This window comes from Mesorhizobium sp. M7A.F.Ca.MR.176.00.0.0, assembly GCF_004023165.1.
Taxonomy (GTDB): Bacteria; Pseudomonadota; Alphaproteobacteria; order Rhizobiales; family Rhizobiaceae; genus Mesorhizobium.
In genome coordinates, this window is record NZ_RZTC01000089.1 from 1 (window position 1) to 26278 (window position 26278).

30 protein-coding genes, 1 other RNA gene and 1 pseudogene are annotated in these 26278 nt (G+C 62.4%); 20 read left to right on the forward strand and 12 right to left on the reverse strand.

The features are described 5' to 3' along the window. Positions 1-56: 56 nt before the first annotated feature. The 12 genes and pseudogenes from EOB59_RS24955 (at position 57) to EOB59_RS25010 (ending at position 13697) form a co-directional block, all read left to right on the forward strand. Entirely contained in the window at positions 57-1289 is a 1233-nt protein-coding gene (locus EOB59_RS24955) for an FAD-binding oxidoreductase (RefSeq protein ID WP_127808992.1), read from the forward strand. A gap of 32 nt (positions 1290-1321) precedes the next feature. Continuing rightward, positions 1322-2323, forward strand: coding sequence for a 4-hydroxyproline epimerase (locus EOB59_RS24960; protein WP_127808993.1), 1002 nt, complete (start codon positions 1322-1324; stop codon positions 2321-2323). Between the two features lie 334 nt (positions 2324-2657). Beyond that, positions 2658-3560 (forward strand): branched-chain amino acid ABC transporter permease, encoded by a 903-nt coding sequence (locus EOB59_RS24965; protein ID WP_013529092.1) that lies wholly within the window; start codon positions 2658-2660, stop codon positions 3558-3560. Positions 3561-3564: 4 nt separating this feature from the next. Further along, positions 3565-5160, forward strand: coding sequence for a high-affinity branched-chain amino acid ABC transporter permease LivM (gene livM / locus EOB59_RS24970; RefSeq protein WP_128289469.1), 1596 nt, complete (start codon positions 3565-3567; stop codon positions 5158-5160). Next, positions 5160-6194, forward strand: a pseudogene (locus EOB59_RS24975) (ABC transporter ATP-binding protein); the annotation flags it as partial. The gene livM and the pseudogene EOB59_RS24975, both read left to right, overlap by 1 nt. An 89-nt stretch (positions 6195-6283) precedes the next feature. Beyond that, complete coding sequence (locus tag EOB59_RS24980) at positions 6284-7012, forward strand: ABC transporter ATP-binding protein (protein ID WP_127296224.1); 729 nt, start codon at positions 6284-6286, stop codon at positions 7010-7012. A gap of 111 nt (positions 7013-7123) precedes the next feature. Then, a complete protein-coding gene (locus EOB59_RS24985; protein WP_127320415.1) occupies positions 7124-7471 on the forward strand; it encodes a DUF6867 family protein in 348 nt (115 codons plus the stop codon). Positions 7472-7605: 134 nt separating this feature from the next. Then, entirely contained in the window at positions 7606-8724 is a 1119-nt protein-coding gene (locus EOB59_RS24990) for a branched-chain amino acid ABC transporter substrate-binding protein (RefSeq protein ID WP_127382923.1), read from the forward strand. 288 nt (positions 8725-9012) lie between these two features. Then, positions 9013-12471, forward strand: a complete 3459-nt coding sequence (gene pyc / locus EOB59_RS24995) for a pyruvate carboxylase (RefSeq protein WP_127808995.1) — start codon at positions 9013-9015, stop codon at positions 12469-12471. Positions 12472-12626: 155 nt separating this feature from the next. After that, on the forward strand, positions 12627-12887 hold the full coding sequence (locus EOB59_RS25000) for a DUF2312 domain-containing protein (protein ID WP_013529099.1): 261 nt from the start codon (positions 12627-12629) through the stop codon (positions 12885-12887). Between the two features lie 50 nt (positions 12888-12937). Further along, complete coding sequence (locus EOB59_RS25005; protein ID WP_128289470.1) at positions 12938-13378, forward strand: hypothetical protein; 441 nt, start codon at positions 12938-12940, stop codon at positions 13376-13378. A gap of 7 nt (positions 13379-13385) precedes the next feature. Next, positions 13386-13697, forward strand: a complete 312-nt coding sequence (locus EOB59_RS25010; protein ID WP_127270382.1) for a hypothetical protein — start codon at positions 13386-13388, stop codon at positions 13695-13697. A gap of 83 nt (positions 13698-13780) precedes the next feature. Here the strand turns inward: EOB59_RS25010 and msrB are convergent, their stop codons facing one another. From msrB to EOB59_RS25030, 4 genes are all read right to left on the reverse strand, one after another. Next, positions 13781-14185: a peptide-methionine (R)-S-oxide reductase MsrB gene (gene msrB / locus EOB59_RS25015; protein ID WP_128289471.1), complete on the reverse strand. Its 405-nt coding sequence runs from the start codon at positions 14183-14185 to the stop codon at positions 13781-13783. A 351-nt stretch (positions 14186-14536) separates the two neighbouring features. Continuing rightward, positions 14537-15727 carry a VWA domain-containing protein gene (locus EOB59_RS25020; protein ID WP_128289472.1) on the reverse strand — a complete coding sequence of 397 codons (1191 nt, stop codon included), beginning with the start codon at positions 15725-15727 and terminating at the stop codon, positions 14537-14539. A gap of 7 nt (positions 15728-15734) precedes the next feature. Beyond that, positions 15735-16181: a GNAT family N-acetyltransferase gene (locus EOB59_RS25025; protein ID WP_128289473.1), complete on the reverse strand. Its 447-nt coding sequence runs from the start codon at positions 16179-16181 to the stop codon at positions 15735-15737. 86 nt (positions 16182-16267) lie between these two features. Further along, positions 16268-17107, reverse strand: coding sequence for a MoxR family ATPase (locus tag EOB59_RS25030; RefSeq protein ID WP_127808998.1), 840 nt, complete (start codon positions 17105-17107; stop codon positions 16268-16270). A gap of 148 nt (positions 17108-17255) precedes the next feature. Between EOB59_RS25030 and ssrS the strand changes: the two genes are divergently transcribed. From ssrS to EOB59_RS25050, 4 genes are all read left to right on the forward strand, one after another. Continuing rightward, positions 17256-17411: non-coding RNA, 6S RNA (ssrS, locus tag EOB59_RS25035), on the forward strand. A gap of 96 nt (positions 17412-17507) precedes the next feature. Continuing rightward, positions 17508-18095: a 5-formyltetrahydrofolate cyclo-ligase gene (locus EOB59_RS25040; protein ID WP_127397998.1), complete on the forward strand. Its 588-nt coding sequence runs from the start codon at positions 17508-17510 to the stop codon at positions 18093-18095. A 69-nt stretch (positions 18096-18164) separates the two neighbouring features. Continuing rightward, entirely contained in the window at positions 18165-18989 is an 825-nt protein-coding gene (locus tag EOB59_RS25045) for a YmdB family metallophosphoesterase (protein ID WP_127319132.1), read from the forward strand. A gap of 74 nt (positions 18990-19063) precedes the next feature. Then, on the forward strand, positions 19064-19825 hold the full coding sequence (locus EOB59_RS25050; RefSeq protein ID WP_127269216.1) for a TerC family protein: 762 nt from the start codon (positions 19064-19066) through the stop codon (positions 19823-19825). A 16-nt stretch (positions 19826-19841) separates the two neighbouring features. Here EOB59_RS25050 and EOB59_RS25055 read toward each other — a convergent pair whose 3' ends face one another. From EOB59_RS25055 to EOB59_RS25070, 4 genes are read right to left on the reverse strand one after another with little or no spacing between them, the layout of a single operon-like run. Next, complete coding sequence (locus EOB59_RS25055; protein WP_127397996.1) at positions 19842-20309, reverse strand: SRPBCC family protein; 468 nt, start codon at positions 20307-20309, stop codon at positions 19842-19844. Positions 20310-20335: 26 nt separating this feature from the next. Then, positions 20336-20698 carry a hypothetical protein gene (locus EOB59_RS25060; RefSeq protein WP_127269214.1) on the reverse strand — a complete coding sequence of 121 codons (363 nt, stop codon included), beginning with the start codon at positions 20696-20698 and terminating at the stop codon, positions 20336-20338. A 49-nt stretch (positions 20699-20747) separates the two neighbouring features. Beyond that, positions 20748-21140, reverse strand: coding sequence for a VOC family protein (locus tag EOB59_RS25065; protein ID WP_127319138.1), 393 nt, complete (start codon positions 21138-21140; stop codon positions 20748-20750). A 44-nt stretch (positions 21141-21184) separates the two neighbouring features. Continuing rightward, positions 21185-21667 (reverse strand): SRPBCC domain-containing protein, encoded by a 483-nt coding sequence (locus EOB59_RS25070; RefSeq protein ID WP_128289474.1) that lies wholly within the window; start codon positions 21665-21667, stop codon positions 21185-21187. A 52-nt stretch (positions 21668-21719) separates the two neighbouring features. On the opposite strand from EOB59_RS25070, the gene EOB59_RS25075 reads away from it, so the two are divergent. The 3 genes from EOB59_RS25075 (at position 21720) to EOB59_RS25085 (ending at position 23342) form a co-directional block, all read left to right on the forward strand. Next, a complete protein-coding gene (locus EOB59_RS25075; RefSeq protein WP_127809002.1) occupies positions 21720-22043 on the forward strand; it encodes a helix-turn-helix domain-containing protein in 324 nt (107 codons plus the stop codon). Positions 22044-22257: 214 nt separating this feature from the next. Next, entirely contained in the window at positions 22258-23007 is a 750-nt protein-coding gene (locus EOB59_RS25080; RefSeq protein WP_023811824.1) for a YebC/PmpR family DNA-binding transcriptional regulator, read from the forward strand. 17 nt (positions 23008-23024) lie between these two features. Next, on the forward strand, positions 23025-23342 hold the full coding sequence (locus tag EOB59_RS25085; protein WP_164895741.1) for a SelT/SelW/SelH family protein: 318 nt from the start codon (positions 23025-23027) through the stop codon (positions 23340-23342). A gap of 18 nt (positions 23343-23360) precedes the next feature. On the opposite strand, the gene EOB59_RS25090 is transcribed toward EOB59_RS25085, so the two are convergent. From EOB59_RS25090 to EOB59_RS25100, 3 genes are read right to left on the reverse strand one after another with little or no spacing between them, the layout of a single operon-like run. Next, positions 23361-23507, reverse strand: coding sequence for a hypothetical protein (locus EOB59_RS25090; RefSeq protein WP_127398423.1), 147 nt, complete (start codon positions 23505-23507; stop codon positions 23361-23363). Between the two features lie 21 nt (positions 23508-23528). Then, entirely contained in the window at positions 23529-24008 is a 480-nt protein-coding gene (locus tag EOB59_RS25095) for an anthrone oxygenase family protein (protein ID WP_127809004.1), read from the reverse strand. 1 nt (position 24009) lies between these two features. Beyond that, entirely contained in the window at positions 24010-24843 is an 834-nt protein-coding gene (locus EOB59_RS25100; RefSeq protein WP_127398427.1) for an NAD(P)H-binding protein, read from the reverse strand. A gap of 104 nt (positions 24844-24947) precedes the next feature. On the opposite strand from EOB59_RS25100, the gene EOB59_RS25105 reads away from it, so the two are divergent. Continuing rightward, positions 24948-25589: a TetR/AcrR family transcriptional regulator gene (locus tag EOB59_RS25105; protein WP_128289475.1), complete on the forward strand. Its 642-nt coding sequence runs from the start codon at positions 24948-24950 to the stop codon at positions 25587-25589. Between the two features lie 128 nt (positions 25590-25717). Here EOB59_RS25105 and rpmE read toward each other — a convergent pair whose 3' ends face one another. Further along, positions 25718-25939 carry a 50S ribosomal protein L31 gene (rpmE, locus tag EOB59_RS25110; protein ID WP_023811830.1) on the reverse strand — a complete coding sequence of 74 codons (222 nt, stop codon included), beginning with the start codon at positions 25937-25939 and terminating at the stop codon, positions 25718-25720. Positions 25940-26278 lie beyond the last annotated feature (339 nt).

Genomic DNA, 26278 nt, shown 5'->3' on the forward strand with positions numbered 1-26278 from the left:
TGCGCCGCCCCTCATCCGCCCTTCGGGCACCTTCTCCCCGTGAACGGGGAGAAGGCTTGGACATCGCCATCATCGGTGGCGGCATCATCGGCATCTGTGCAGCCGCTTCTCTCGCCGAGGCCGGACGCAGGGTCACCGTCTTCGACCGCACAGGCATTTGCGAGGAGACGAGCTCCGGCAACGCCGCCGCCTTTGCCTTTTCCGATGTGCTGCCGCTGGCCCACAAGGGCATGATCCGGCAGCTGCCGAAATGGCTGGCCGATCCGCTTGGCCCGCTCAGCATTCCGCCCGCCTATCTGCCGAGGCTTCTGCCCTGGCTGATCCGCTTCTGGCGCGCCGGTGCGCCGGGGAAATACGAGGCGAGCCTTGCCGCTCAGGCGGGCATGATGAAGCTCGCCGAGGCGGAGTGGATGGGCTTGCTCGATCGCTCCGGTACGCGGTCGATGCTGCGCGAGGATGGCTCGCTCGAGCTCTATGAAAGCGAAGCCGAGTTCCAGGCCGGGCTGCCCGGCTGGGCGGCGCGTGAGCGTTTCGGCATCGGTTTCCGCCATGTCGAGGGCGAGGAGCTGGCCGCCTTGCAGCCGGGGCTGTCGCCGCGCTTCATCAAAGGCACGTTCGTGCCGGGATGGAAGACGGTCGCCGACCCGAAACTGCTGGGCAAGGCGGTGTGGGCCTACGCACAAAGCAAGGGTGCCCGCTTTGAGATGGCCCGGATCGGCCAAGTCGCGGCGGATCAGGATGGTGCGACGCTGACATTGGCAGACGGCACGACCAGACAGGCGCGACACCTCGTCGTCGCAGCAGGCGCATGGTCGCATCTGCTGGCGAAGCAACTCGGCGATCGCATTCCGCTGGAGACCGAGCGCGGCTACAACACCACGTTGCCGACGAGTGCCTTCGACGTGAAGCGGATGCTGATCTTCTCCGGCCATGGCTTCGTCGTCACGCCGCTCGCAACGGGCCTGCGCGTCGGCGGCGCCGTCGAGCTCGGCGGCATCGAGCGGCCGCCCAATTATGCCAGGTCAAAGGCGCTGCTGCAGAAGGCGCAGAAATTCCTGCCGGGGCTCGATCCCTCGGGCGGGCGCGAATGGATGGGGTTCCGTCCCTCGCTGCCGGATTCAGTGCCCGTCATCGGCGGCGCGCCGGGAAAGCGGTCGGTGGTCTATGCCTTCGGCCATGGCCATCTCGGCCTGACCCAGGCGGCGGCCACCGGACGGTTGATCAGGGATCTTGTCCTGGGGCAGACTCCGCCGATCGATCTGGCCCCCTTCAGTCCGCAACGATTTTGATTTTTTCGTGTTTTTGATTTTCGAGGAGCGTCATGGCCAAGAAATCCTTCTTCTGCATAGACGGCCACACCTGCGGCAATCCGGTGCGGCTGGTCGCTGGGGGCGGCCCGCTGCTGCAGGGCGCGACGATGATGGAGCGGCGTGCGCATTTTCTGGCCGAGTATGACTGGATCCGCACCGGCCTGATGTTCGAGCCGCGCGGCCACGACGTGATGTCCGGTTCGATCCTCTATCCGCCGACGCGCGAGGATTGCGACATCGCCATCCTGTTCATCGAAACCTCCGGCTGCCTGCCGATGTGCGGCCATGGCACGATCGGCACGGTGACGATGGCGATCGAGCACGGTCTGATCAAGCCGAAGACGCCGGGCGTGCTTCGGCTCGACACGCCGGCCGGACTTGTCATCGCTGAATACAAGCAGGTCGGCGACTATGTCGAGGAGGTGCGCATCACCAATGTGCCGTCCTTCCTCCATGCCGAGGGGCTGACGGTCGAATGCCCCGGGCTCGGCGAAATCACCGTCGATGTCGCCTATGGCGGCAACTTCTACGCCATCGTCGAGCCACAGAAGAACTATCGCGACATGGCCGATTATTCGGCGGGCGACTTCATCGCCTGGAGCCCGGTGGTGCGCCAGCGGCTCAACGAGAAATATTCCTTCGTCCATCCCGAGAACCCGGGCATCAACCGGCTGTCGCACATGCTGTGGACCGGTGCGCCGACGGTGGATGGCGCGGATGCCCGCAATGCCGTGTTCTACGGCGACAAGGCGATCGACCGCTCGCCCTGCGGCACCGGCACCTCGGCGCGCATGGCGCAGCTTCATGCCAAGGGCAAACTCAAGGCCGGCGACAGCTTCGTCCATGAATCGATCATCGGTTCGCTGTTCAAGGGCAAGGTCGAAAAGGATGTCACCGTCGCCGGCAAGCCGGCCATCATTCCCTCTATCGGCGGCTGGGCGCGGATGACCGGGCTGAACACCATCTTCATCGACGACCGCGACCCGTTCGCGCACGGATTTGTTGTCAAGTGATGGGAATCCTGACCTTGCGGAAAGCGACGGCTTGAAAAACGGATCGTGCCAAAAACGCAACGATTCCTTTCATCACCTAATTTTGACGGCGATTTCTTCGAAACGGAGCGCATGATGCGGTCGAATCGTCAAAGACATTGCGTTATGCCAATGGTAGGGTCCGCGATAGTCCAGGGGCCGGATGATGGAAAACGGGCAATCGGACAGCGTGCTTCGAAAACACGCATGACGATTGAAAAATGACGTTGCAATCCGGGCTCGAAACTTTACGACTAGGGGAAATACGAAAAGGAATGCGTCTGCATGGGCGACATTCCAGGGGAGCCATGTACACATGCAGTACTTTGTCCAGCAGCTTATCAACGGGCTGACGCTGGGATCGATCTATGGGCTGATCGCGATCGGCTACACGATGGTCTACGGCATCATCGGCATGATCAATTTCGCCCATGGCGACATCTTCATGGTGGGTGCCTTCACGGCTCTGATCGTCTTCCTCGCCCTTGGCGCGCTGTTCTATTCCGTGCCGGTTGTGCTGGCGCTGCTGATCATGATGATCGTGGCGATGCTGCTCACCAGCCTCTACAACTGGACAATCGAAAAAGTCGCCTACCGGCCGCTGCGCGGTTCGTTCCGACTGGCCCCGCTGATCACTGCCATCGGCATGTCGATCGCGCTGTCGAACTTCGTCCAGGTGACGCAGGGTCCCCGCAACAAGCCGATCCCGCCGATGGTCAGCCAGGTTTACAACATCAACGGCATCAGCGTGTCGCTGAAGCAGATCATCATCGTCGTCGTCACGGCGCTGCTGCTGGCGCTGTTCTGGTATCTGGTCAACAAGACCTCGCTCGGGCGAGCGCAACGGGCCTGTGAGCAGGACCGCAAGATGGCGGCGCTGCTCGGCATCGATGTCGACCGCACGATCTCGATCACCTTCATCATGGGTGCGGCCCTTGCCGCGGTCGCCGGCACTTTGTTCCTGATGTATTACGGCGTCATTGCCTTCTCGGATGGCTTCACGCCGGGCGTGAAGGCCTTCACGGCGGCGGTGCTGGGCGGCATTGGTTCGTTGCCGGGCGCGGTGGTTGGCGGGCTGATGATCGGCTTCATCGAGAGCATGTGGTCGGCATATTTCTCGATCGACTACAAGGACGTCGCGGCGTTCTCGATCCTGGCCATCGTGCTGATCTTCCTGCCTTCCGGCATATTGGGCCGGCCAGAAGTCGAAAAGGTCTGAGACCATGGCCGTCACCGTATCTCCGGAGCGCGACACCGTCGCCACGCCTATGCAGCGCGCGTTGCGCGAGTCACTTTATGCCGCTGCCATATCGTTCGGCCTGTTCGTGCTGTTCATCGGCCTGAAGACCGGCCAGAACATTTCCAATGAACTGGTCCTGACGACGCGCTGGGGCCTGCTTGCCGCCGTGGTGATCGCCACGGCCATCGGGCGCTTCCTCTATGTCGCTTATGGCCAGCCTTTCCTGGCCAACCAGAAGATCACCGACGTCGCCACCGGTCTGCTGCCGGCCAGCGTGGCGTCACGCTTCTTCCAATTGCCGGCCTTCATCGTGGCCTTGGTCGCGGCGGTGGTGTTGTTTGCGGTCAACAGTTCTCTCGTCGGATGGGTGGGAGCGGAGCCGGCGGGCTATGTGCAATTCCTGCGCGCCCTGGCGGTCATCTATGTGCTGGCCTGCGTGATCTATTATTTCCGGGGCTTCATCCATGCCAACTTCACCAAACTCGGCATTGCCGCGCTGATCCTCTATCCGATCCTGGTGGTGGCGATCCTGTCGCTGATGTCCTGGTCGTTCGTCGGCGGGCTGCAAGGCTCGCTGAAATGGGTCGACAATTTCGGCATCCAGATCCTGATCTATGTGATGCTGGCCTGGGGCCTGAACATCGTCGTCGGCCTCGCCGGCCTGCTCGACCTCGGTTATGTCGCCTTTTACGCGGTCGGCGCCTATGCCTATGCGCTGCTCGGCACGCAGTACGGCCTGTCGTTCTGGATCCTTTTGCCGGCCGCCGGCGCCATGGCCGCCTTCTGGGGCGTGCTGCTCGGCTTCCCGGTGCTGCGCCTGCGCGGCGACTATCTGGCGATCGTCACCTTGGCTTTCGGTGAGATCATCCGCCTGGTGCTGATCAACTGGCGCGAGGTGACCAACGGTTCGGCCGGTATTTCCGGCATCCCGAAGGTCACCTTTTTCGGCCTGATGACCTTCAACGTGTCGGACCCCAATTACATCGCCAAGGTGCTGCATCTGGCGACATCGAGCGCTTACTACAAGATCTTCCTCTATTACCTGATCCTGGCGCTGGCGCTGCTGACAGCCTTCGTCACCATCCGGCTGCGGCGCATGCCGGTCGGCCGTGCGTGGGAAGCGTTGCGGGAGGACGAGATCGCCTGCCGCTCGCTCGGTATCAACACCACCACCACGAAGCTCACAGCCTTCGCCACGGGTGCGATGTTCGGCGGCTTCGCCGGCGCGTTCTTCGCCGCACGGCAGGGCTTCGTCAGCCCGGAATCCTTCGTCTTCCTGGAATCGGCCATCATCCTGGCCATCGTCGTTCTCGGCGGCATGGGTTCGCTGGTCGGCATCGCGGTCGCCGCAATGGTGATGATCGGCGGCACCGAGGCATTGCGCGAACTCGACTTCCTCAAGCAGGTCTTCGGGCCGGACTTCACACCGGAACTCTACCGCATGCTTCTGTTCGGCATGGCCATGGTCATCGTCATGCTGTGGAAGCCGCGCGGCTTCGTCGGCAGTCGTGAACCAACCGCCTTCCTCAAGGAGCGAAAGGCTGTCTCAAGCTCCTTCACCAAGGAAGGACACGGCTGATGAATGCGAACCCTGTTCAGAAGGCCAATTCCGGCGTGAACGACGCTATCCTGCAGGTCGATCATCTGTCGATGAAGTTCGGTGGCCTTGTGGCCATCGGCGATCTGTCTTTCGCCGCCAAGCGCGGCGAGATCACCGCGCTGATCGGCCCTAACGGCGCCGGCAAAACCACGGTGTTCAACTGCATCACCGGCTTTTACAAGCCGTCGGAAGGCATGATCACGCTCAACCGGAACGATGGTTCGACCTTCCTGCTCGAGCGGCTGCCCAACCATGAGATCCCGGCGCGCGCCAAGGTGGCGCGCACCTTCCAGAACATCCGCCTGTTCTCCGGCATGACCCTGCTGGAGAACCTGCTGGTCGCCCAGCACAACAAACTGATGAAGGCATCGGGCTACACGGTCCTCGGCCTGTTCGGCTTCAGCGGCTATCGCAAGGCTTCGGCCGAATCGGTGGAACTCGCCAAGCATTGGCTGGAAAAGGCCGATCTTGTCGACCGTGCCGACGACCCGGCCGGCGACCTGCCCTATGGCGCGCAGCGCCGCCTCGAGATCGCTCGCGCCATGTGCACGGGACCCGAGCTTCTGTGCCTCGACGAACCGGCGGCCGGCCTCAATCCGAAGGAATCGGCGGCGCTGAACGAGCTGCTGATCGACATCAAGAACACATCCGGTACCTCGATCCTGTTGATCGAGCACGACATGTCGGTGGTCATGCAGATCTCCGACCATGTCGTGGTGCTGGAGTACGGCCGCAAGATCTCCGACGGCAGTCCGCAGTCGGTGCGCACCGATCCGCGCGTCATCGCCGCCTATCTCGGCGTCGACGACGAGGAAGTCGAAGCGGTCCTTACCGAAGTCGGCGACGAAGATGTCATCGAACAGCTCGATACAGGGCCGGATGCCGCGCATGGTCCGGGGACATCGTCGTCCTATCTCGCCGGGCCGGTGACCGACACGGTGGGCCACAGTTCAGGTGAGCGGGTTACGGTCGCCAAGGGCGCATCAAAGGCGGGTCAAGTCGACGCAAGAGCCAATGCCGCGCCCAGAAAGCCGTCCGAGCGGGTGAAGGCCAAGCCGGCCGCGAAACCTCCCACAGCCAAGCCGCGCGGAGGGCGTAAATGATGGCCGCGACAACGCTGCTCGATATCAAGGGCGTGCAGACCTATTACGGCAACATCCGGGCGCTGAACGGCGTCGATGTCACTGTGAAGGAAGGTGAGATCGTGGCGCTGATCGGTGCCAACGGCGCCGGCAAGTCGACGCTGATGATGACTATTTTCGGCGCGCCGCGCGCTCGCGCCGGCACCATCACCTTTGCTGGCACCGACATCACCCAGATGCCGACGCACGAGATCGCGCGCATGCGCATTGCCCAGTCGCCCGAGGGCCGGCGGATATTTCCGCGCATGACGGTGATGGAAAACCTGCAGATGGGCGCCAGCCTCGACAACCTCAAGCACTATGACGAGGACGTCGAGAAGGTGTTCACGCTGTTCCCGCGGTTGAAAGAGCGCATCACCCAGCGCGGCGGCACGCTGTCGGGCGGTGAGCAGCAGATGCTGTCGATCGGACGCGCGCTGATGGCACGGCCGAAGCTGCTTTTGCTCGACGAGCCGTCGCTGGGTCTCGCGCCGCTGATCGTCAAGCAGATATTCGACGCCATCCGCGAACTGAACCGCACCCAGGGGCTGACCGTGTTCCTGGTCGAGCAGAACGCCTTCGGCGCGCTCAAGCTCGCCACGCGCGGCTACGTCATGGTCAATGGCAATGTGACGATGAGCGGCACCGGCAAGGAGCTGCTCGCCAATCCGGAAGTGCGCGCCGCCTATCTCGAAGGCGGGCACCACTGAGTTCGGAGCGGAATGCGTGCATCCGCCATTCTGCTCCAGATTGTTTGTTTGTCGCATGATCTTGTCCGGAAAGTCCGCAACTTTTCGGGGTCATGCTAAGGAGACTTCACCATGCAGGGCATTCTTTATGAGGAACCCTCGATCTGGCAGTTCTTCTTCGTCACCTGTCTGCTCGGCGGCTGGGCGGCGTGGATGACGGGCAAGGCCAGTGCTCAGACGTGGCGCAGCTTCATCCAGCTGTTCGCCTATATGCTGGGCCTCGGCATCGCGATCCGCTTCATCCATCACGCGCTGTTCGGCGGCACCATGTTCTCGCTGCACTATTATGTCGTCGACACCATCGTGCTGATGATCCTCGGCTTCGTCGGCTATCAATACACGCGCACCAACCAGATGGTGACACAGTATAATTGGCTCTACGAAAGAGCTTCAATCTTGAGCTGGAAACCGAAAGGTTGACGTTCATTAACGCCGCCTCGGAATTGAATCGGCGTGACAAGTGCCTGAAAATCGGCAAACTATGCTTTCTGCGATAAGGGTGGGCATCGCATGAAAGCTTCATCCACGCCCACTCCGTAAATGGGAGCGTTTAAATGAAAAAGTCACTTTTGTCCGCCGTAGCCCTGACCGCGCTTGTCGCGTTCGGCGGCAACGCGTGGGCCGATGTAATGTTCGGCGTTGCCGGCCCGATCACCGGTCCGAATGCCGCCTTCGGCGCACAGCTTCAGAAGGGTGCGGAAGCGGCTGTCGCCGACATCAATGCCAAGGGCGGCATCAACGGCGAGCAGATCAAGCTCGAAGTCGGCGACGATGTCTCCGATCCGAAGCAGGGCATCTCGGTTGCCAACAAGTTCGTCGGCGACGGCGTCAAGTTCGTGGTCGGCCACTTCAACTCGGGCGTCTCGATCCCGGCGTCGGAAGTCTATGCGGAAAACAACATCGTCGAGATCACCCCGGCTGCCACCAACCCGCAGCTCACCGAGCGCGGCTTGTGGAACGTGTTCCGCACCTGCGGGCGCGATGACCAGCAGGGTAGCATCGCCGGCGCTTATCTCGCCGCAAACTTCAAGGACGCCAAGATCGCCGTCGTGCACGACAAGACCACCTACGGCCAGGGCCTTGCCGACGAAACCAAGAAGGCGATGAACGCCGCCGGCGTGACGGAAGTCATGTACGAAGGCATCAATGTCGGCGACAAGGACTTCTCGGCGCTGATCGCCAAGATGAAGGAAGCCGGCGTTTCCATCATCTATTGGGGCGGCCTGCATACCGAAGCCGGCCTGATCATCCGCCAGGCGGCCGACCAGGGCCTCAAGGCGACGCTGATTTCCGGCGACGGCATCGTGTCGAACGAGCTGGCTTCGATCGCGGGCGACGCGGTTGCGGGGACGCTCAACACGTTCGGCCCGGATCCGCGCCTGATCCCTGCCAACAAGGAACTCGTCGAGAAGTTCCGTGCGCAGGGTTTCGAGCCGGAAGCCTATACGCTCTACGCCTACGCTGCCGTGCAGGCGCTTGCCGAAGCAGCGACCGTTGCCAAGTCGAACGACCCGCAGGCAGTTGCCAAGGCGCTGCATGAAAACGGCCCGTTCAAGACCGTGCTCGGCGACCTGTCCTATGACGCCAAGGGCGACCCGACGCTGCCCGGCTACGTCATGTACGAATGGAAGAAGGGCGACGACGGCAAGTACACCTACATCCAGAAGATGTAAGCGTCAGTCTCCAGACCGTTTACGGATGCCCGGCGCCTCGCGCCGGGCATTTTCTTTTCCCATCACGTTCAGGGGGCGGCCGACAGAGCCGGGTCCTTAGCCGGTGAATGATCGTGCGCTAACTGCAAAGCCGGCGCTTTTCTTGCTGTTCGGATGAATGCGAAGGGCTTCTGGCGCAATGATTCCATTTCAATCGGTTTAAACGCACGTCAATTTTGTTTGCACTGCAGCATTTTCACGCTAATCATTGCGCCGATTTCTCTTCCTTCCGTTGCTGGAGCCCAGTCCTTGGCCATCACGAAGATCCTCGTCGCCAACCGGTCCGAAATCGCCATTCGCGTTTTTCGCGCGGCCAACGAACTCGGCCTCAAAACCGTGGCGATCTGGGCCGAGGAAGACAAATACTCCCTGCATCGCTTCAAGGCCGACGAGAGCTACCAGGTCGGACGCGGGCCGCATCTGACCCGGGACATGGGGCCGATCGAAAGCTATCTGTCGATCGAGGAGGTGATCCGCGTCGCCAGGCTGTCGGGTGCCGATGCTATTCATCCCGGCTACGGATTGTTGTCGGAAAGTCCCGAATTCGCCGACGCCTGTGCCGAAGCCGGCATTACCTTCATCGGGCCGAAGCCGGACACAATGCGGCGGCTCGGCAACAAGGTCGCGGCGCGCAATCTCGCCATCGAGGTCGGGGTGCCGGTGATCCCCGCCACCGATCCGTTGCCGGATGACATGGAGGCGGTCAAGAAACTGGCCAAGGGAATCGGCTATCCGGTGATGCTGAAGGCGTCATGGGGCGGCGGCGGCCGCGGCATGCGCGCCATCCGCGCCGAAGCCGACCTTGCCCGTGAAGTCACCGAGGGCAAGCGCGAGGCGAAAGCCGCCTTCGGCAAGGACGAGGTCTATCTTGAAAAGCTGATCGAACGCGCCCGCCATGTCGAGGTGCAGGTGCTGGGCGACACCCACGGCAATGCGGTGCACCTGTTCGAGCGCGACTGTTCGATCCAGCGCCGCAACCAGAAGGTCGTCGAGCGAGCGCCGGCGCCCTATCTCGAAATGTCGCAGCGCGAGGAGCTTTGCGGCCATGCGCTGAAGATCGCCCGCGAGACCAGTTACATCGGCGCCGGCACGGTCGAGTTCCTGCAGGATGCCGACACCGGCAAATTCTATTTCATCGAGGTCAATCCGCGCATCCAGGTCGAGCACACCGTCACCGAGCAGGTCACCGGCATCGACATCGTCAAGGCGCAGATCCACATCCTCGACGGCTTTGCCATCGGCACACCGGAATCAGGCGTGCCGGCGCAGAAGGACATAAGGCTGAACGGCCACGCGCTGCAGTGCCGCATCACCACGGAAGATCCCGAACACAATTTCATCCCCGATTACGGCCGCATCACCGCCTATCGCGGCGCAACAGGCTTCGGCATCCGCCTCGATGGCGGCACCGCCTATTCGGGCGCTGTCATCACCCGCTTCTACGATCCGCTGCTGGAGAAGGTGACGGCGTGGGCGCCGACGCCGGCCGAGACCATCGCCCGCATGAACCGGGCGCTGCGCGAGTTCCGCATCCGCGGCGTCGCCACCAACCTGACCTTCCTCGAAGCGATCATCAACCATCCGAGCTTCGCCGACAATTCCTACACGACCAAGTTCATCGACACGACGCCGGAACTGTTCCAGCAGGTCAAGCGCCAGGACCGCGCCACCAAGCTCATCAACTATCTCGCCGACGTCAGCGTCAACGGCCATCCCGAGACGCGCGGCCGGCCGCAGCCGAAGGCCGATGCGGCCGCACCCGTGGTGCCTTACCTCAACGGCAATGTGCCCGGCGGCAGCAAGCAGAAGCTGGATGTGCTCGGGCCGGAGAAGTTCGCCGCCTGGATGCGCGATCAGAGGCAAGTGCTGGTCACCGACACGACGATGCGCGATGGCCACCAGTCGTTGCTCGCCACCCGTGTGCGAACGCATGACATTGCCGGCATCGCCGGTACCTATGCGCGTGCCTTGCCGCAGCTTCTATCGCTGGAATGCTGGGGTGGCGCCACCTTCGACGTCGCCATGCGCTTCCTCACCGAGGATCCGTGGGAGCGGCTGTCGCTGGTGCGCGAGGCGGCGCCCAATCTGCTGTTGCAGATGCTGCTGCGCGGCGCCAATGGCGTCGGCTACACCAACTATCCCGACAATGTCGTGCAGCATTTCGTCAAGCAGGCAGCAAGCGGTGGCATCGACCTGTTCCGGGTCTTCGATTGCCTGAACTGGGTTGACAACATGCGCGTCGCCATGGATGCGGTCGGCGCCGAGGGCAAGCTGATCGAAGCGGCGATCTGCTATACCGGCGACATCCTCGATCCGGCGCGGGCGAAATACGACCTCAAATACTATGTCGGCCTGGCCAAGGAATTGCAGGCGGCCGGCGCCCACATCATCGCCGTCAAGGACATGGCCGGACTGTTGAAGCCGGCGGCGGCACGCGTGCTGTTCAAGGAGCTGCGCGAGGCGACCGACCTGCCGATCCATTTCCACACCCACGACACGTCGGGCCTGTCGGCGGCGACGGTGCTGGCGGCGGTGGAAAGCGGCGTCGACGCCATAGACGCGGCGATGGATGCTTTCTCCGGCAACACCTCGCAGCCATGCCTTGGCTCGCTCGTCGAGGCGCTGAAGGGCACAGAACGCGACCCCGGTCTCGACCCGCAATGGATCAGGAAGATCTCGTTCTACTGGGAAGCGGTGCGCAACCAGTACGCCGCCTTCGAAAGCGACCTCAAGGGGCCGGCTTCGGAAGTCTATCTGCACGAGATGCCGGGCGGGCAGTTCACCAATCTGAAGGAACAGGCGCGCTCGCTCGGACTGGAGACGCGCTGGCACGAGGTGGCGCAGACCTATCACGACGTCAATCTGATGTTCGGCGACATCGTCAAGGTGACGCCGTCCTCCAAGGTCGTCGGCGACATGGCATTGATGATGGTCAGTCAGGACCTGACCGTTGCCGATGTCGAAAACCCGGACAAGGATATCGCCTTTCCGGACTCGGTCGTCTCGATGCTGCGCGGCGATCTTGGCCAGTCGCCAGGCGGGTGGCCGACGGCGCTGCAGAGGAAGGCGCTGAAGGGCGACAAGCCGATCACGGTGCGGCCCGGTTCGCTGCTCAAGCCAGCCGACCTCAAGGCCAACCGCAAGGAAATCGAGGAAAAGCTCGAGCGCAAGCTGTCGGAGTTCGAATTCGCCTCGTGGCTGATGTATCCGAAGGTGTTCACGGATTTCGCCGGCGCGCAGGAAACCTATGGGCCGGTCAGCGTCCTGCCGACGCCGACCTATTTCTACGGCATGAAGCCGGAAGACGAGATCTTCGTCGACATCGAGAAGGGCAAGACGCTGGTGGTGCGCTGCCTGGCCATCGGCGATGTCGACGAGAAGGGCATGGTCACCGTGTTCTTCGAGCTCAACGGCCAGCCGCGTCGTGTCAAGGTGCCCGACCGGGCGCATGGCGCGTCCGCCGCCAAGGCCCGCCGCAAGGCCGAACCCGGCAACGAGGCGCATGTCGGCGCACCGATGCCGGGCGTCGTCTCGGCGCTTTCGGTGGCTGCCGGCCAGGCTGTGAAGGCCGGTGACGTGCTGCTTTCCATCGAAGCGATGAAGATGGAGACGGCGCTGCATGCCGAGCGCGACGGCACGGTCGCCGAGGTGCTGGTCAAGGCAGGCGACCAGATCGATGCCAAGGATCTGCTGATCGCTTTCAATTAGAGTTCGCAAAACGGACTGGTTGTCGGCTTCTGGCGGCAGCCCGCGCGGCTTGGTCGATAACGGCTTGACCCGCCGCCGCCGGTCGGGCATCGAACCGGCTCAAATTTTGCCGCAGTCGTCCGCGAGTCGCGGAGCCGATGCTTTTGGAGAAAAATATGGCCGACGATATCACCGATACCAGCCAGACTGTTGCCGCCGGCCAGCTGCGTGCCTTCATCGAGCGCATAGAGCGGCTCGAGGAAGAGAAGAAAACCATTTCCGACGATATCAAGGAAGTGTTCGCCGAGGCCAAGGGCACCGGCTTCGACACCAAGGCGATGCGCACGATCATCCGGCTGCGCAAGAAGGACCAGGCCGAGCGTCAGGAAGAGGAAACCATCCTCGATCTGTACAAGGCCGCACTCGGCATGGTGTAAGACTAGCCGGCCCCGGCACCGACGCGGTTGCCGGAGATACGGTTTGAGCCATGAGCGAATTCGACTTCGGCGCCCGCCGCGCCTCTGAATTCCGCCAGCGCGGCTTCTGGACGCTGTTCGCCGAGCGGCATCCGGAAGAAACGGCTTCGATGGCGAGGCGCGGACCCTGGTTCTGGCAGCGCGGGCTGCCCGACTTCGCCTTGGTCCTTTCCATGTATGTCGCGCCGGCGCAGAGTCAGGTCGGCGTCTTCTTCGGCCGCAACGAGAAGTTCGGCGCCACGCAGGCGTGGTCGCGGCTGAAGCCGTTCCAGCCTGATATCGAGGCCAGGCTGAAGCTCAGGCCGGAACAGAGTTGCGAGGATCTCGGCATCAATTCGATGTGGCGGGTGAACTGCTATGCCGAGGATAACTGGCCAGCCATGGCCGACTGGCTGGTGACCGAATGTTCGCGCTTCGAGCGTGCCGTAACCGAAGTCCTGGGGCAGGGATAGACATCCGGTGTTGCCAGAAGGTATCGGCTCCTTTTTCCGCTCACGCTGGCAAGGCCAGGTGCCGCTCGACCGGCTGTTCTGGCGCGACCTTGTCCTCGTCGGCACCGCGGTCAGCATCGCCGCATCGGTGCTGGCGCTCGTTCTGCTCGGATTGAAGTTGCCGCTCGGGCTTGTGCTGGCAGTGCATTTCGCGTCGGTGCCCTACAGCCTGTTCCTGACCTTGGCGGTGTGGCGGACCACCGAAAAGATACCCGGTGCCAAGGCCTGGATGATGACGCTGGGCGCTACGCTGTGGCTGGTGGCGATGATCGTGGTCTGATCGTCTGCCCAGAGGGGGGCAACGGATACTTAAACGAAAAGGGCGACAGATGCCGCCCTTTCATAGTGTCGAACCCGGATGGCTCAGGCCGAAGGCTCGAATTTCAGCGCCACGCCGTTGATGCAATAGCGCAGGCCGGTCGGCGGCGGGCCGTCCTCGAAGACATGGCCGAGATGGCTGCCGCAGCGGGCGCAATGGCATTCCGTGCGAACCATGCCGTAGCTGCGGTCCATGGTGTTTTCGACCGAGCCCGGCACCGGGTCGTTGAAGCTCGGCCAGCCGGTGCCGCTCTCGAACTTCAGCTTGGATTCGAACAAGGGCTGGTCGCAGCCGGCGCAGGAAAAGGTGCCGGCGCGCTTCTCGTAGAGCAAAGCGCAGCTTCCCGGCCGCTCGGTGCCGTGACCGCGCATGACGGCATACTGCTCCGACGTCAGCCGGGCGCGCCATTCGGCGTCGGTGCGGGTTACAGGGTAGGTGTGGGTGTCCATGTGATCTCCTCAGCCTTGCCGGCTCGTTGTTGATTGCAACCGGATATTCGCGTCAAGATAGGCATTTGTTACACGACTGCCCAGTGTCTGACGTTCCAAGGTTGAATTCCCCCTTCTTCAGGCGTCTGCGCCGCCCCTCACCTGCCTGCCGGCATCCTCTCCCCGTAAACGGGGCGAGGGGCCCTGTCGTCCGCGATTTCGCCAATTGTCAGCGTTGCAAGAAAGGCGCCGGCGTTGCGGCCAGGCCCTCTCGCCCCGTTTACGGGGAGAGATGTCCGGCAGGACAGTGAGGGGCGGCGCTAACTTTCACGATTGATGGTCTCTGAGGTGATGGTTCCGCACCTCTGACAACTAATGCTTCCTTGAAAGCTGCTTGGTCGCGCCTTCGAGCCCGGCCAGCGTCAGCGGGAACATGCGGCCGCCGAAGATGTCGCGGATCATCGCAATCGAATGGGTGTAGCCCCAGTTCTTGGGGTCTTCGGGGTTCAGCCATACCGCGTTCGGCCATTGCTGCAGCAGGCGGCCGAGCCAGACGCTGCCTGCCTCCGGATTCCAGTGCTCGACCGAACCGCCGGGGTGAGCGATCTCGTAAGGGCTCATCGAGGCGTCGCCGACGACGATCACCTTGTAGTCCGGACCGTATTTGTGAAGCAGGTCGAAGGTCGAAATCACCTCGGCATGCCTGCGGCGATTGTCCTTCCACACGCCCTCATAGAGGCAGTTGTGGAAATAAAAATATTCGAGCTGGCGGAATTCGGCGCGGGCGGCCGAGAACAGCTCCTCGACGCTCTTGATGTGGTCGTCCATCGAGCCGCCGACATCGAAGAACATCAAAAGCTTCACCGCGTTGCGCCGTTCGGGCCGCGTCTGCACGTCGAGATAGCCATGTTCGGCGGTGGCGTGGATAGTGCCGGGCAGGTCGAATTCCTCCTCGGCGCCTTCGCGCACCCAGCGACGCAAGCGCTTCAGCGCGATCTTGATGTTGCGGGTGCCGAGTTCGACGGCATCGTCGAAATTCCTGAACTCACGTCTGTCCCACACCTTCACCGCGCGGCGGTTGCGGCTTTCATGCTGGCCGATACGCACACCTTCGGGATTGTAGCCATAGGCGCCGAAAGGCGAGGTGCCGCCGGTGCCGATCCATTTCGAGCCGCCCTGGTGGCGGCCTTTTTGCTCCTGCAGCCGCTGCTTCAAGGTTTCCATCAGTTTCTCGAAACCGCCCAGCGCCTCGACCAGTTTTTTCTCTTCGTCGCTCAGGTGCTTTTCGGCGAGGCGGCGCAACCATTCCTCAGGGATATTGGCGACATCGACGGCATCCGGCCCGCCCAGTGCTTCGATGCCCTTGAAGACATGGGCAAACACCTGGTCGAAGCGGTTGATGTGGCGCTCGTCCTTCACCAACGCCGCACGGGCGAGGTAATAAAAGCCTTCGACGTCGTAGTCGACCAGCCCGGCTTCCAGCCCCTCCAGCAGCGACAGATATTCCCTGAGCGAAACGGGAACACGCGCGGCCTTCAGTTCGAGGAAGAAGGGGATGAACATTGTCTATCTACAGCAGATCATACTCGATGAAGCCGGTGCGGCGCGCGACATGGTCGTAGAGTTTGCGCGCGGTGGTGTTGGTCTCGTGCGTCATCCAGTAGACGTTCTTGACGCCAACTTTTTCGGCTTCCTCTTTCACCGCCTCGATCAGCGCAGCGCCGATGCCCTTGCCGCGCACGTCAGGGTCGGCGAACAGGTCCTGCAGATAGCAGTTGTTTTTTTCCGACCAGCCGGAGCGGTGGTAGAGATAGTGGGTGAGCCCAACCGCCTTGCCGTCCAGCGTGGCGATGAAGCCTTCCGGCTCGAACTCACCCTCGGTGAACAGCCGCTTCCAGGTGATGGCGTAGACCTCTTCCGGCAGCTTCGTCTCATAGAAGGTGAGGTAGTCGGTCCACAGCCGCCGCCAATCGGCGTGGTCGGACTGCGCGAGCGGGCGGACGATAATCTCAGACATGTCATCTCCTCTGAAGGTTTGGCCGAGGCTGCCTGCCTGTTCGGCTGCGGGCAACGGTCCACAGGAGGGAAAGCGCTGCTGCTGACCTATTGCTGCCTTCGTGCCATGAACGCCAGCCGCTCGAACAAATGCACGTCCTGCTCGTTCTTCAGCAATGCGCCATGCAACTTGGGCAGGGCGTTCTTCGGATCGGCGCGCAGATCTTCCGGCGCGATGTCGTCGGCGACCAACAGCCTTATCCAGTCGAGCGCTTCGGAGGTCGACGGCTTCTTCTTCAAGCCGGGCACGTCGCGGATTTCGTAGAACTGGGTCAGCGCCGCTCGCACCAGGTTCTGCTTGATGCCGGGATAGTGGACATCGACGATTCGGTGCAGCGTGTCGACGTCGGGAAAGCGGATGTAGTGGAAGAAGCAGCGGCGCAGGAACGCGTCCGGCAACTCCTTCTCGTTGTTGGAGGTGATGATGACGATCGGCCTGACGGCGGCGCGGATGGTTTCGCCGGTCTCGTAGACGAAGAACTCCATCCGATCGAGTTCCTGCAGGAGGTCGTTGGGGAATTCGATGTCGGCCTTGTCGATCTCGTCGATCAAAAGCACGATCTTCCTGCCGGCGGCGAACGCCTCCCAGAGCTTGCCGCGTTTGATGTAGTTCCTGATGTCGTTGAAGCGCTCGTCGCCAAGCTGGCTGTCGCGCAGCCGCGAGACGGCATCATATTCGTACAGGCCCTGCTGCGCCCGCGTCGTCGACTTGACGTGCCATTCGATGAGGTCGACGCCGAGTGCAGCAGCCACCTGGCGGGCGAGTTCCGTCTTGCCAGTGCCTGGCTCGCCCTTGACCAGCAAGGGCCGCTCCAGCGCGATCGCCGCGTTGACGGCCACCATCAGATCCTTGTCGGCGACATAGGCCGCCGTGCCTTCGAAACGCATTCTTGCTCCTCGGTTGGTCATGGCAACCGTAAGGACGCGGCTCACCCTGTGCAAGGGTGCGCCGGCCGCGGCGAATGGGCTTGAACCCTGATGGAAACATATGCCCGTCTCACTGGCGCTTAGCCGGCCGGCAGCCTATATTGGGTGGGACGGTCTGTGCTTCCCGGCAGGAGAACATTTTCCCCGGGGCCTTAACGATCCTTAGGGAGCTGTCCCTGGGAAGACCCGTGGGTTTTCTCACACGGCGCCCACCTACTTTGTAGGTTCCCGGGATCGCTCTCTCCACCGGTTGTGTGGATCGTCACTTACTGCCACGCGTCCCGCATTTCGGTGGATGATTGCGGTGGAAAACGTCGCTCCCAAAACTCCATCCAGATCTGACCTTTTCTACCCTGGCTGAATGACCTCTCTCAAAGACCTGAAAAAGCAGCTTCGCCGTGAGGCCCTCGGACGCCGCAACGCGCTCGATGAGTTCTGGCGGGTGGAGGTCGCGCTTGAAATGGCGGAGACGGCGCGCGATCATCTCCACGTCGAGCCGGGCCAGATCGTTTCCGGCTTTTGGCCGATGCGTTCGGAAGTCGACGTTCGGCCGCTGATGTTTGCCTTGCGCGAAAAGGGCGCACGGCTTTGCCTGCCGGCCATTCTCGACAAGACCACGATCGTCTTTCGCGAACTGGTGCGCGGCGCGCCGATGGTCGAGATGGGTTTCGGCACGGTCGGCCCCCACGAGGAAGCCGAGGTGCTCGACCCCTCGGTGATGCTGGTGCCGCTCGCCGCTTTCGATGCGCGCGGCCATCGCATCGGCTACGGTGCCGGCTATTACGACCGCGCCATCGCCAAGCTGATCGACAGGGGCCGGCCGCCGCGGCTGGTCGGCATCGCCTTCGACTGCCAGGAGGTGGCAATGGTGCCGGATGAGGAACATGACGTCGTCATTGCGGAAATACTCACCGAGAGCGGGTTGCGCCGCTTCGCGCCAAAATTGTAGATAAGTACAAGGGACGCATGATCTTCACTGGCGTCATGCAGCTTTCGCTGACCTTCGGTGCGGGATCATATGAGACTTCTCTTCCTCGGTGACATGGTTGGAAAGACAGGACGCACGGCGGTGTGGGAACAGCTGCCCGGACTGATCTCCGACTTCAAACTCGATTTCGTCATCGTCAACGGCGAGAACGCCGCCGGCGGCTTCGGCATCACCGAAGAGATCTTTCGCGAGACGATCGCGGCCGGTGCCGATGTCGTCACCACCGGCAATCATGTCTGGGACCAGCGCGACGCGCTCGCCTTCGCGCCGCGCGAAGAGCGCTTCCTGCGTCCCTCCAACTTTCCCAAGGGCACGCCCGGGCGCGGCTCCGGTGTCTATATCGCCAGGAGCGGCGCGCGCGTGCTGGTCGCCAACATCATGGGCCGGGTGTTCATGCATCCCGAGCTCGACGATCCGTTCCAGGCCGGCGAACGCGAGCTTGCCGCCTGTCCGCTCGGCGAGCAGGCGGATGCCGTGATTATCGACTTCCACGCCGAGGCGACCTCGGAAAAGATGTGCTTCGCGCATTTCGTCGACGGCCGCGCCAGCCTCGTCATCGGCACCCACACCCACCAGCCGACGGGTGATCACCAGATCCTCAACGGCGGTACCGGCTATATGTCCGACGCCGGCATGTGCGGCGACTATGATTCCTCGCTCGGCATGGACAAGGAGGAGCCGCTCAACCGGTTCCTGTCGAAGGTGCCGAAAGGCCGCTTCGAGGCGGCGACCGGACCGGCGACTTTGTGCGGCGTCGGCGTCGATATTTCAGACCGCACAGGGCTGACCGAGCGGATTGCGCCGTTTCGTCGCGGGCCACGGCTGGAGGAAACCGCACCGTCCTTCTGGTCGTGACATTGATATAGGCACGCTTAGTACCTAACTGCCGGCGACACTGCTCTAGATCGTTAAAAGAGGGGACGACCTCCATGCAGCTCATCGAATTCCTGGCGCCGCATTTTCAATTTGTTTCCGACCCGACGGCCTGGGTCGCGCTGCTGACGCTGATTGTGCTCGAGGTCGTGCTCGGCATCGACAATCTGATCTTCATCTCGATCCTGACCAACAAGCTGCCGGAAGCACAACGGGCCCGTGCCCGCCGGCTCGGCATCTCGGCGGCCCTGATCATGCGGCTGGTGCTGCTGGCCACCATTTCGATCATCGTCCAGCTGACCACGCCGGTGTTCACGGCCTTCGGTCACGGTTTTTCCTGGCGCGACCTGATCCTGATCGCCGGCGGCCTGTTCCTGGTCTGGAAGGCGACCAAGGAGATCCATCACACCGTCGATCCCGACGACCACAAGGATACGATGATGGGCGAGACGCTGCAGATCAGCCTTGCCGGCGCGATCTTCCAGATCCTGCTGCTCGACCTGGTCTTCTCGATCGATTCGATCATCACCGCCGTCGGCATGACCGACGAGATCGCCATCATGTACATCGCCGTGATCGTCGCGGTCACCGTGATGATGCTGGCGGCCGGGCCGCTGGCCAACTTCATCGCCAAGAACCCGAGCATCGTCATGCTGGCGCTGGGCTTCCTTCTGATGATCGGCATGACGCTGATCGCAGACGGCATGGGCTACCATGTGCCCAAGGGCTACATCTATGCGGCGATGGGCTTTTCGGCATTGGTCGAGGGGCTCAACATGCTGGCGCGGCGACGTAAGAAGTCGGGCGGCGGGCATTGAGGCAGACCCTGAATACCTAATGTCCTGGCACGCCCTTCGGGTGACGGTCGCCGATCAGGCCGAGCGTCAGGCCCTGTTCCAGCCACGCCTTGGCGCCGGCCAGCACCAGCGTGAAGCCGCCGGTTGAGCCGACGGCCTCTTTCACCTGCTCGTCGCCATCCCCGGCGAAGCCAAAATTGCGAACCTCGAGAAAGGTCGTCTCGTCGGGCATTTCGGTGAAGGTCCAGACCACCGCGGTCGGCGGATCGCTCCATTGCATGACGATCTTTTCATTCGCGACGATCTCGCTGACGTCGACGGTCGTCGAGACACCGTACATGCGCCACTCCCAGAGGACTTGCTTGCCGCTGTCCAGCCGGCCGCTGCCATGGGTGAACCAGAATTTTGTGGTTATGGCCGGATCGACGATGGCCTCGAACACATCGGCGACAGGCCGCCGGATCAGCATGCCGGCTTCGGCGGTTGGCTTTTCGCGGATGTCCATCGGATGCTCCTTTCGGGGTTCGGCGCTCACCAGGCGTCCGGTTCGCGCAGCATGTGAATAATGTTGGCAGGGTTGGTGATCCAGCCGCCGCGGAAGCCCTCGCCCAAGGGCTCAATGGCGTCGCAACGCACAACACCGGCCTTGGCGAAATGATCCGCAGCCATGGGGAAATCCTTGGTGAACAGCTCCAGCCACACCTCGGCCTGGCTCATCATCGGCGCCTCATCGATCCACAGGCGGTTGGGGCCAAGCTCGAAGCCGATGGCCGGTGCTTTGTCTGTGAACGGCTTCAGGCCGACGACGTCGCGGTAGAAGGCGATCGTCGCCTCATATTGGTGCGGCGGTACCTTCATGGCGATGTTGATGCCGCCGGTGATTTTCGTGGTCATAGCTGGCTCCGTTGTCGTGTTCGGCTGTTGTCGCCTTTGCTCAGGCTGGTCATGCGAGATTTATCTGCCAGGAGACCCCGAACCTGTCGTTGAGCCATGCGAAACGGCGGCTGAAGCCGTAATTGTCCGGTGGCATCAGGAACGCGCCGTCCTTGCCCAGCGTCCCGACAATTCGGTTCAGCTCTTCTTCTGAGGAACAGTCCACATAGAGCGAGACCGATGGCGTGAACGTGAAGGCGTGGTGCACGGGGCTATTGAAGACCATGACTTCCAGCCCAGCGATCGACACCCGCGCCAGCTTGACCGTTCCTTGCGGGCCGTCTTCGCCGGGGCCGTAATTCGTGACGTCAAGCACGCTGCTGCCGGGAATGGTCTCGCAATAGAGGGTCATTGCCTCTTCGGCCTTGCCCTCGAACATCAGGAATGGCGATACTTTCGTCATCGCAAGGTCTCCATCTTCCTTCTGTTGCTCGGATATCGGGTCGCTCAAACATTAGTCTCGTTGGCGGGTTCGCCCTTCATCTCGCTGCGGTAGTAGCCGTCGCGCAAATTGATGCCGTATTCGACATAGGCCTTCATGCAGGCCAGCATCTGCGACCAGCCCTCGCAATTGAGGTAGGACTTCTTCAGGCCGACCGCGCCTTCCTGCCAACCGCTCTCGGCGATGGTGACGAAGGTGCCGCCATCGTCGAGCGGCTCGAAATTCATCTCGATGCGGGTCTTGTAGGCCGGCTTGCCGTCAGCGTCGGTGGCATCCCAGCGCAGCACGATGCGGCTGTCCTTGACCACTTCGTCGACCTCGACCGGCACCTTGCCCCACCAGACGACGCCGGCGCCAGCTTCCAGCGGGGCGCTGGCGCCGCCGATCGTGGTGAAGTAGCCGCTCAGTTTCTTCGGATTGACGACCGCGTCGAAGACGTCGGCGACCGGCTTGCCGATGCGTCCGGAGACACTGAATCCAAGTGACATATCCACAACTCCTTCCCTTGATCGGCCCAACAATATGTTATAGAAACATAACATGTCAAGCCAATCGCAAGACGACAATGTTTTCAAGGCGCTGGCGCATCCGCGCCGGCGTGAAATGCTGGATCAGCTGAAGGACACGCCGAAGACGACCGGCATGCTGTGCGAGGCCTTTCCCGACATCGATCGCTGCACCGTGATGCTGCATCTCAAGGTGTTGGAGGACGCCGACCTGATCGTTGCGCGGCGCGACGGCCGCGAGCGCTGGAACCATCTCAACGCGCTGCCGATCAAGCAGATCCACGACCGCTGGATCAGCCAGTATGCCGGGCATGCCCTCAGCATCATCGACCGGCTGAAGTCGGACCTCGAGGCGTGAGCGGCCGCAGCAGGTCATGTCGGCGGGTCCCATGCGTGGTGCGGCTGGACGAATTGAGCCGATTTATCTATAAGCCGGGCCATTCCGACAGAGAACGCCGTGCTTCCACGAGTTGCACCTGGGACGCTCTGAAATTTGAATTCGGGCATTGCGGCAGACGAGGTCAGATCACTTCGCTTCGGGATGCTCTAGCCGAGAAGACGACAGGGGTGCCATGGCTGGCCATTCACAGTTCAAGAACATCATGCACCGCAAGGGCCGCCAGGATGCGGTGCGGTCTAAAATGTTTTCCAAGCTGGCGCGCGAAATCACCGTCGCCGCCAAGAGCGGGACGCCCGATCCGTCGATGAACCCGCGCTTGCGCCTGGCGATCCAGAACGCCAAGGCGGTGTCGATGCCGAAGGACAACATCCAGCGCGCCGTCAACAAGGCCTCGATGGGCGATGCCGAGAACTACGAAGCCGTGCGCTACGAGGGCTATGGCCCGGGCGGCGTCGCCGTCATTGTCGAGGCGCTGACCGACAACCGCAACCGTTCGGCATCCAATGTGCGCGCCGCCTTCACCAAGGCCGGCGGCGCGATGGGCGAAACGGGCTCGGTGTCGTTCATGTGGGACCGTGCCGGCGAGATCTACTATCCGGCATCGGCCGGCAGCGCCGACAAGATCATGGATGCGGCGATCGAAGCCGGCGCCGACGATGTCGAATCCGACGAGGAAGGCCACACCATCTATTGCGGCTTTGAGAACATGGGCGAAGTGTCGAAGGCGCTGGAAGGCGCACTCGGCGAGGCTGAATCGGTCAAGCCGATCTGGCGGCCGCAAAACAACGTTCCGGTCGACGAGGAGCGGGCACAGTCGCTGATGAAGCTGGTCGCCACGCTCGAGGATGACGACGACGTGCAGAGCGTCTACGCCAACTTCGAAGTCGACGACGAGACCATGGCCAAGCTCAGCGCGGCATGAGCGAAGCTCAGTCCGAAATGAGCGGAGCTATACCCGCCACGAGCGAAAAGCCGTTGCCGGTCATCCGCATCACCTATTGCACGCAGTGTCAGTGGCTGCTGCGCGCCGGCTGGATGGCGCAGGAGCTGCTGTTGACCTTCGGCACGGACCTTGGCGAAGTGACGCTGGTGCCCGGCACCGGCGGCATCTTCACCATTTCCTGCAATGACGTGCTTGTCTGGGATCGCAAGCGCGACGGCGGCTTTCCGGACGCGGCCAAACTGAAGCAACTGGTCCGCGATGTCATTGATCCGGACCGCGACCTCGGCCATTCCGATCGGAAGACAAAGGCATAGGGGTCGCGAGCGCTGCCGTCACTTGCGTCGCCACGCACCGACGGCGGCGCCAATCGCAATACCCACGGCAACGCCCATCGGCAGATCATCCAGAGCGGTGCCGATCGCGGCACCGACACCAACTCCGATGGCCATGCCGAAGGCCATATTTGCGTAGTCCTTCATCGGTCGCTCCATCCATCGTCGTCAACGCGCGGCGAACCAGAAAGATGCCAGCGCGGCTATGCCGCTGATGGTGCGGACATGATTCCACATCACCCATTCATTGAGGTAGCGCGACCACACGGTTGCACCGTTGCCGCTTGCCGGATTGACGGCGGCGAGCGCATCGTTCAGCGGGACGTTGAAGATCATCGTCACCACCACGATGCCGATGAGATAGAGCAGGCTGCCGGCAATCAGCCAGAGCGAGCCCGGCTGGCTCCAGCCGATCGCCGCACCGATGGCGACAACAATGCAGACGAGCGCCGTGCCGAACAGCGCCGTCATGAACAGCGGCGTCACCGCTGTGACGTTGATGGAATTCATCGCGGCAATGCCGCTTGCGGCTGGCAGGCGGGCGAGGCCCGGCATGACGAAGCTGGAGAAAGCAAAGAAGACGCCACCGACGACGCCTGTGCCGATTGCGGCGATGAGGATGAGGGTGGGGAGAAGCTTCGCGATCATGTCAGTTGCTCCAGATGCCGGTTGCGGTGGTTTGCGTTGCGTAGGCGGAGAAGTCTCTTGGCTGGCGACCAAGCACGCGCTGGACGCCGTCGGTGAGCGACTCGTTGCGGCCGTCGAGCACCTGGGTGAACAGCTCATTGAGCAGCCAACCGAATTCGGGTGGTAGGTCCTGCGACGCGACAGCGGCAGTGAATTCGTCATGCGAGATCCTGACAAAGCGGATGTCGCGTCCGGCCGCCTTGGCAATCTCGGCGACCGCGTCTGCGAAGCTCAGCAGCCGCGGCCCGGTCAACTCATAGAGCTGGCCGACATGGCCTGGCTCCGTCAGCACGGCAAAGGCGGCGTCGGCGATGTCGTCGGCATCGACAAAGGGCTCGCCGACATTGCCGATCGGCAACGCCACTTCGCCTTCAGCCAGGGACTCGGTGAAGAAGCCTTCGCTGAAGTTCTGCGAGAACCAAGCGCAGCGCAGGATGGTCCAGTCGGCGCCCGAGGCCTTCAGCATCTCTTCGGCGCGCTGGGCTTCCGTTTCGCCGCGCCCCGACAGCAGCACCAGTCGGGTGACACCGTTTTGCACCGCGAGCCTGGCGAAGGCGTCGACGGTTTCAGCGGCGCCCGGCACGGCGATGTCGGGATAGTAGCTGATGTAGACGGCGCTGACGCCTTGCATTGCCGGTCCCCAGGTCGCTGGGACTTCCCAGTCGAAGCGCGGTGTACCGGAGCGCGAGCCGATCCGCACCGGCAGGTCGTGCGCCGTCAGCCGCTCGGCCAGACGGCGGCCAGTCTTGCCGGTGCCGCCGAGGATCAGAATTGGTTTGGTTGTCGTGTCAGTCATAACCGTTTCCTCTATTTAAAATATGAATAATCCTCACATTTGCAAAATGTGATAAACCCTCGTATTTTGCGAGTCAAGCGATTTTGCTGGCATTGGAGTCAGTCATGGAAGACACGGCCGCGCCGGTTTCCGCGCGGGAGCAGATTGCTTCGCCGCGCCGGGCGCCGAGCCAGCAGCGCAGCCGCGAGCGGGTCGAGCGCATGCTGACTGCCGCCTCAGCGCTGATCGCCGAGCAAGGCAGCGACGCCATGCGCATGGGGGAGGTGGCGGAGCGCGCTGGGGTGTCGATCGGGTCGCTCTACCAGTTCTTTCCGGACAAGCGGGCGATCATCTGGGCGCTGGCCGAGCGCTACACCGCCGAAAGCCAGTCCTGCATTTCGGCAGCACTGGCTGGTGTCAGGGACGCCGAAGGGCTCGGCCGGGCGTTTTCGGAACTGGTTGATATCTACTACGGGCTGTTCCTGGCCGAGCCGGTGATGCGCGACATCTGGTCGGGCACGCAAGCCGACAAGGCGCTGCGCCAACTCGAACTCGCCGACAGCCGGGCCAACGCCGAATTCCTCACCGCGGTGCTGAAACGGCTGCGGCCGGCAGCCGATCCGGTGGCGTTGGAAACGACGGCGTTCCTCATCTGGCAAATGGGCGAGGCCGCCATGCGGCTGGCGATTTCCGTCGAGCGCCAGGAGGGCGACAGGCTGGTCGCCGCCTACAAGCGCATGGCGCTCAGGGAATTGCGGGCCGAGTAGCAACGCGCCGTAACAAAAAACCCGCCACAAGGGCGGGTCTTTGATCTGTAAAAAGCTCGTTTGGTTTAAGTTCTTACTTGGTGCAAGTCGTTATCCCAAAACCGCTTCGCACTTTGGGCGACATGCACTTAGATGCCGAAACCTTCGAAACGCTTCTTGAACTTCGACAGGCGGCCGCCGCGGTCGAGCAGGGTCTGCTGGCCGCCGGTCCAGGCCGGATGGGTGGTCGGGTCGATATCGAGGTTCATCGTATCGCCTTCCTTGCCCCAGGTCGAACGGGTCGTGTATTCGGTGCCGTCGGTCATGACGACCTTGATGGTGTGGTAATCGGGATGAATAGCGCTCTTCATGGCTCGGTTCCTGGCTTGCCGGCGCGGCTGACGGGCATAAGCCTGCGTCGATGCGCCTCTTTTTAAAACTCGAAGCCGCAGCTATTGAGGAGCCACGGCTTCTAAAACGGTCGGCGAGCCTATACATCAGCCGGAATTGAATCACAAGGCCGCGGCAAGCGCATATTGAGGCGCAGACCCCAAGGGCGGCTGGAGGAAACATCGGGATGGCGCAAATCACCAGCGCAGACGAGCGCCGGCGTTCGCTCAAGCCGCTCCGGCGCCTGTTCCCCTACATCACGCACTATCGCACACTGGTCGTCGGCGCCATCCCGATGTTTCCTCCAGCCGCCCTTGGGG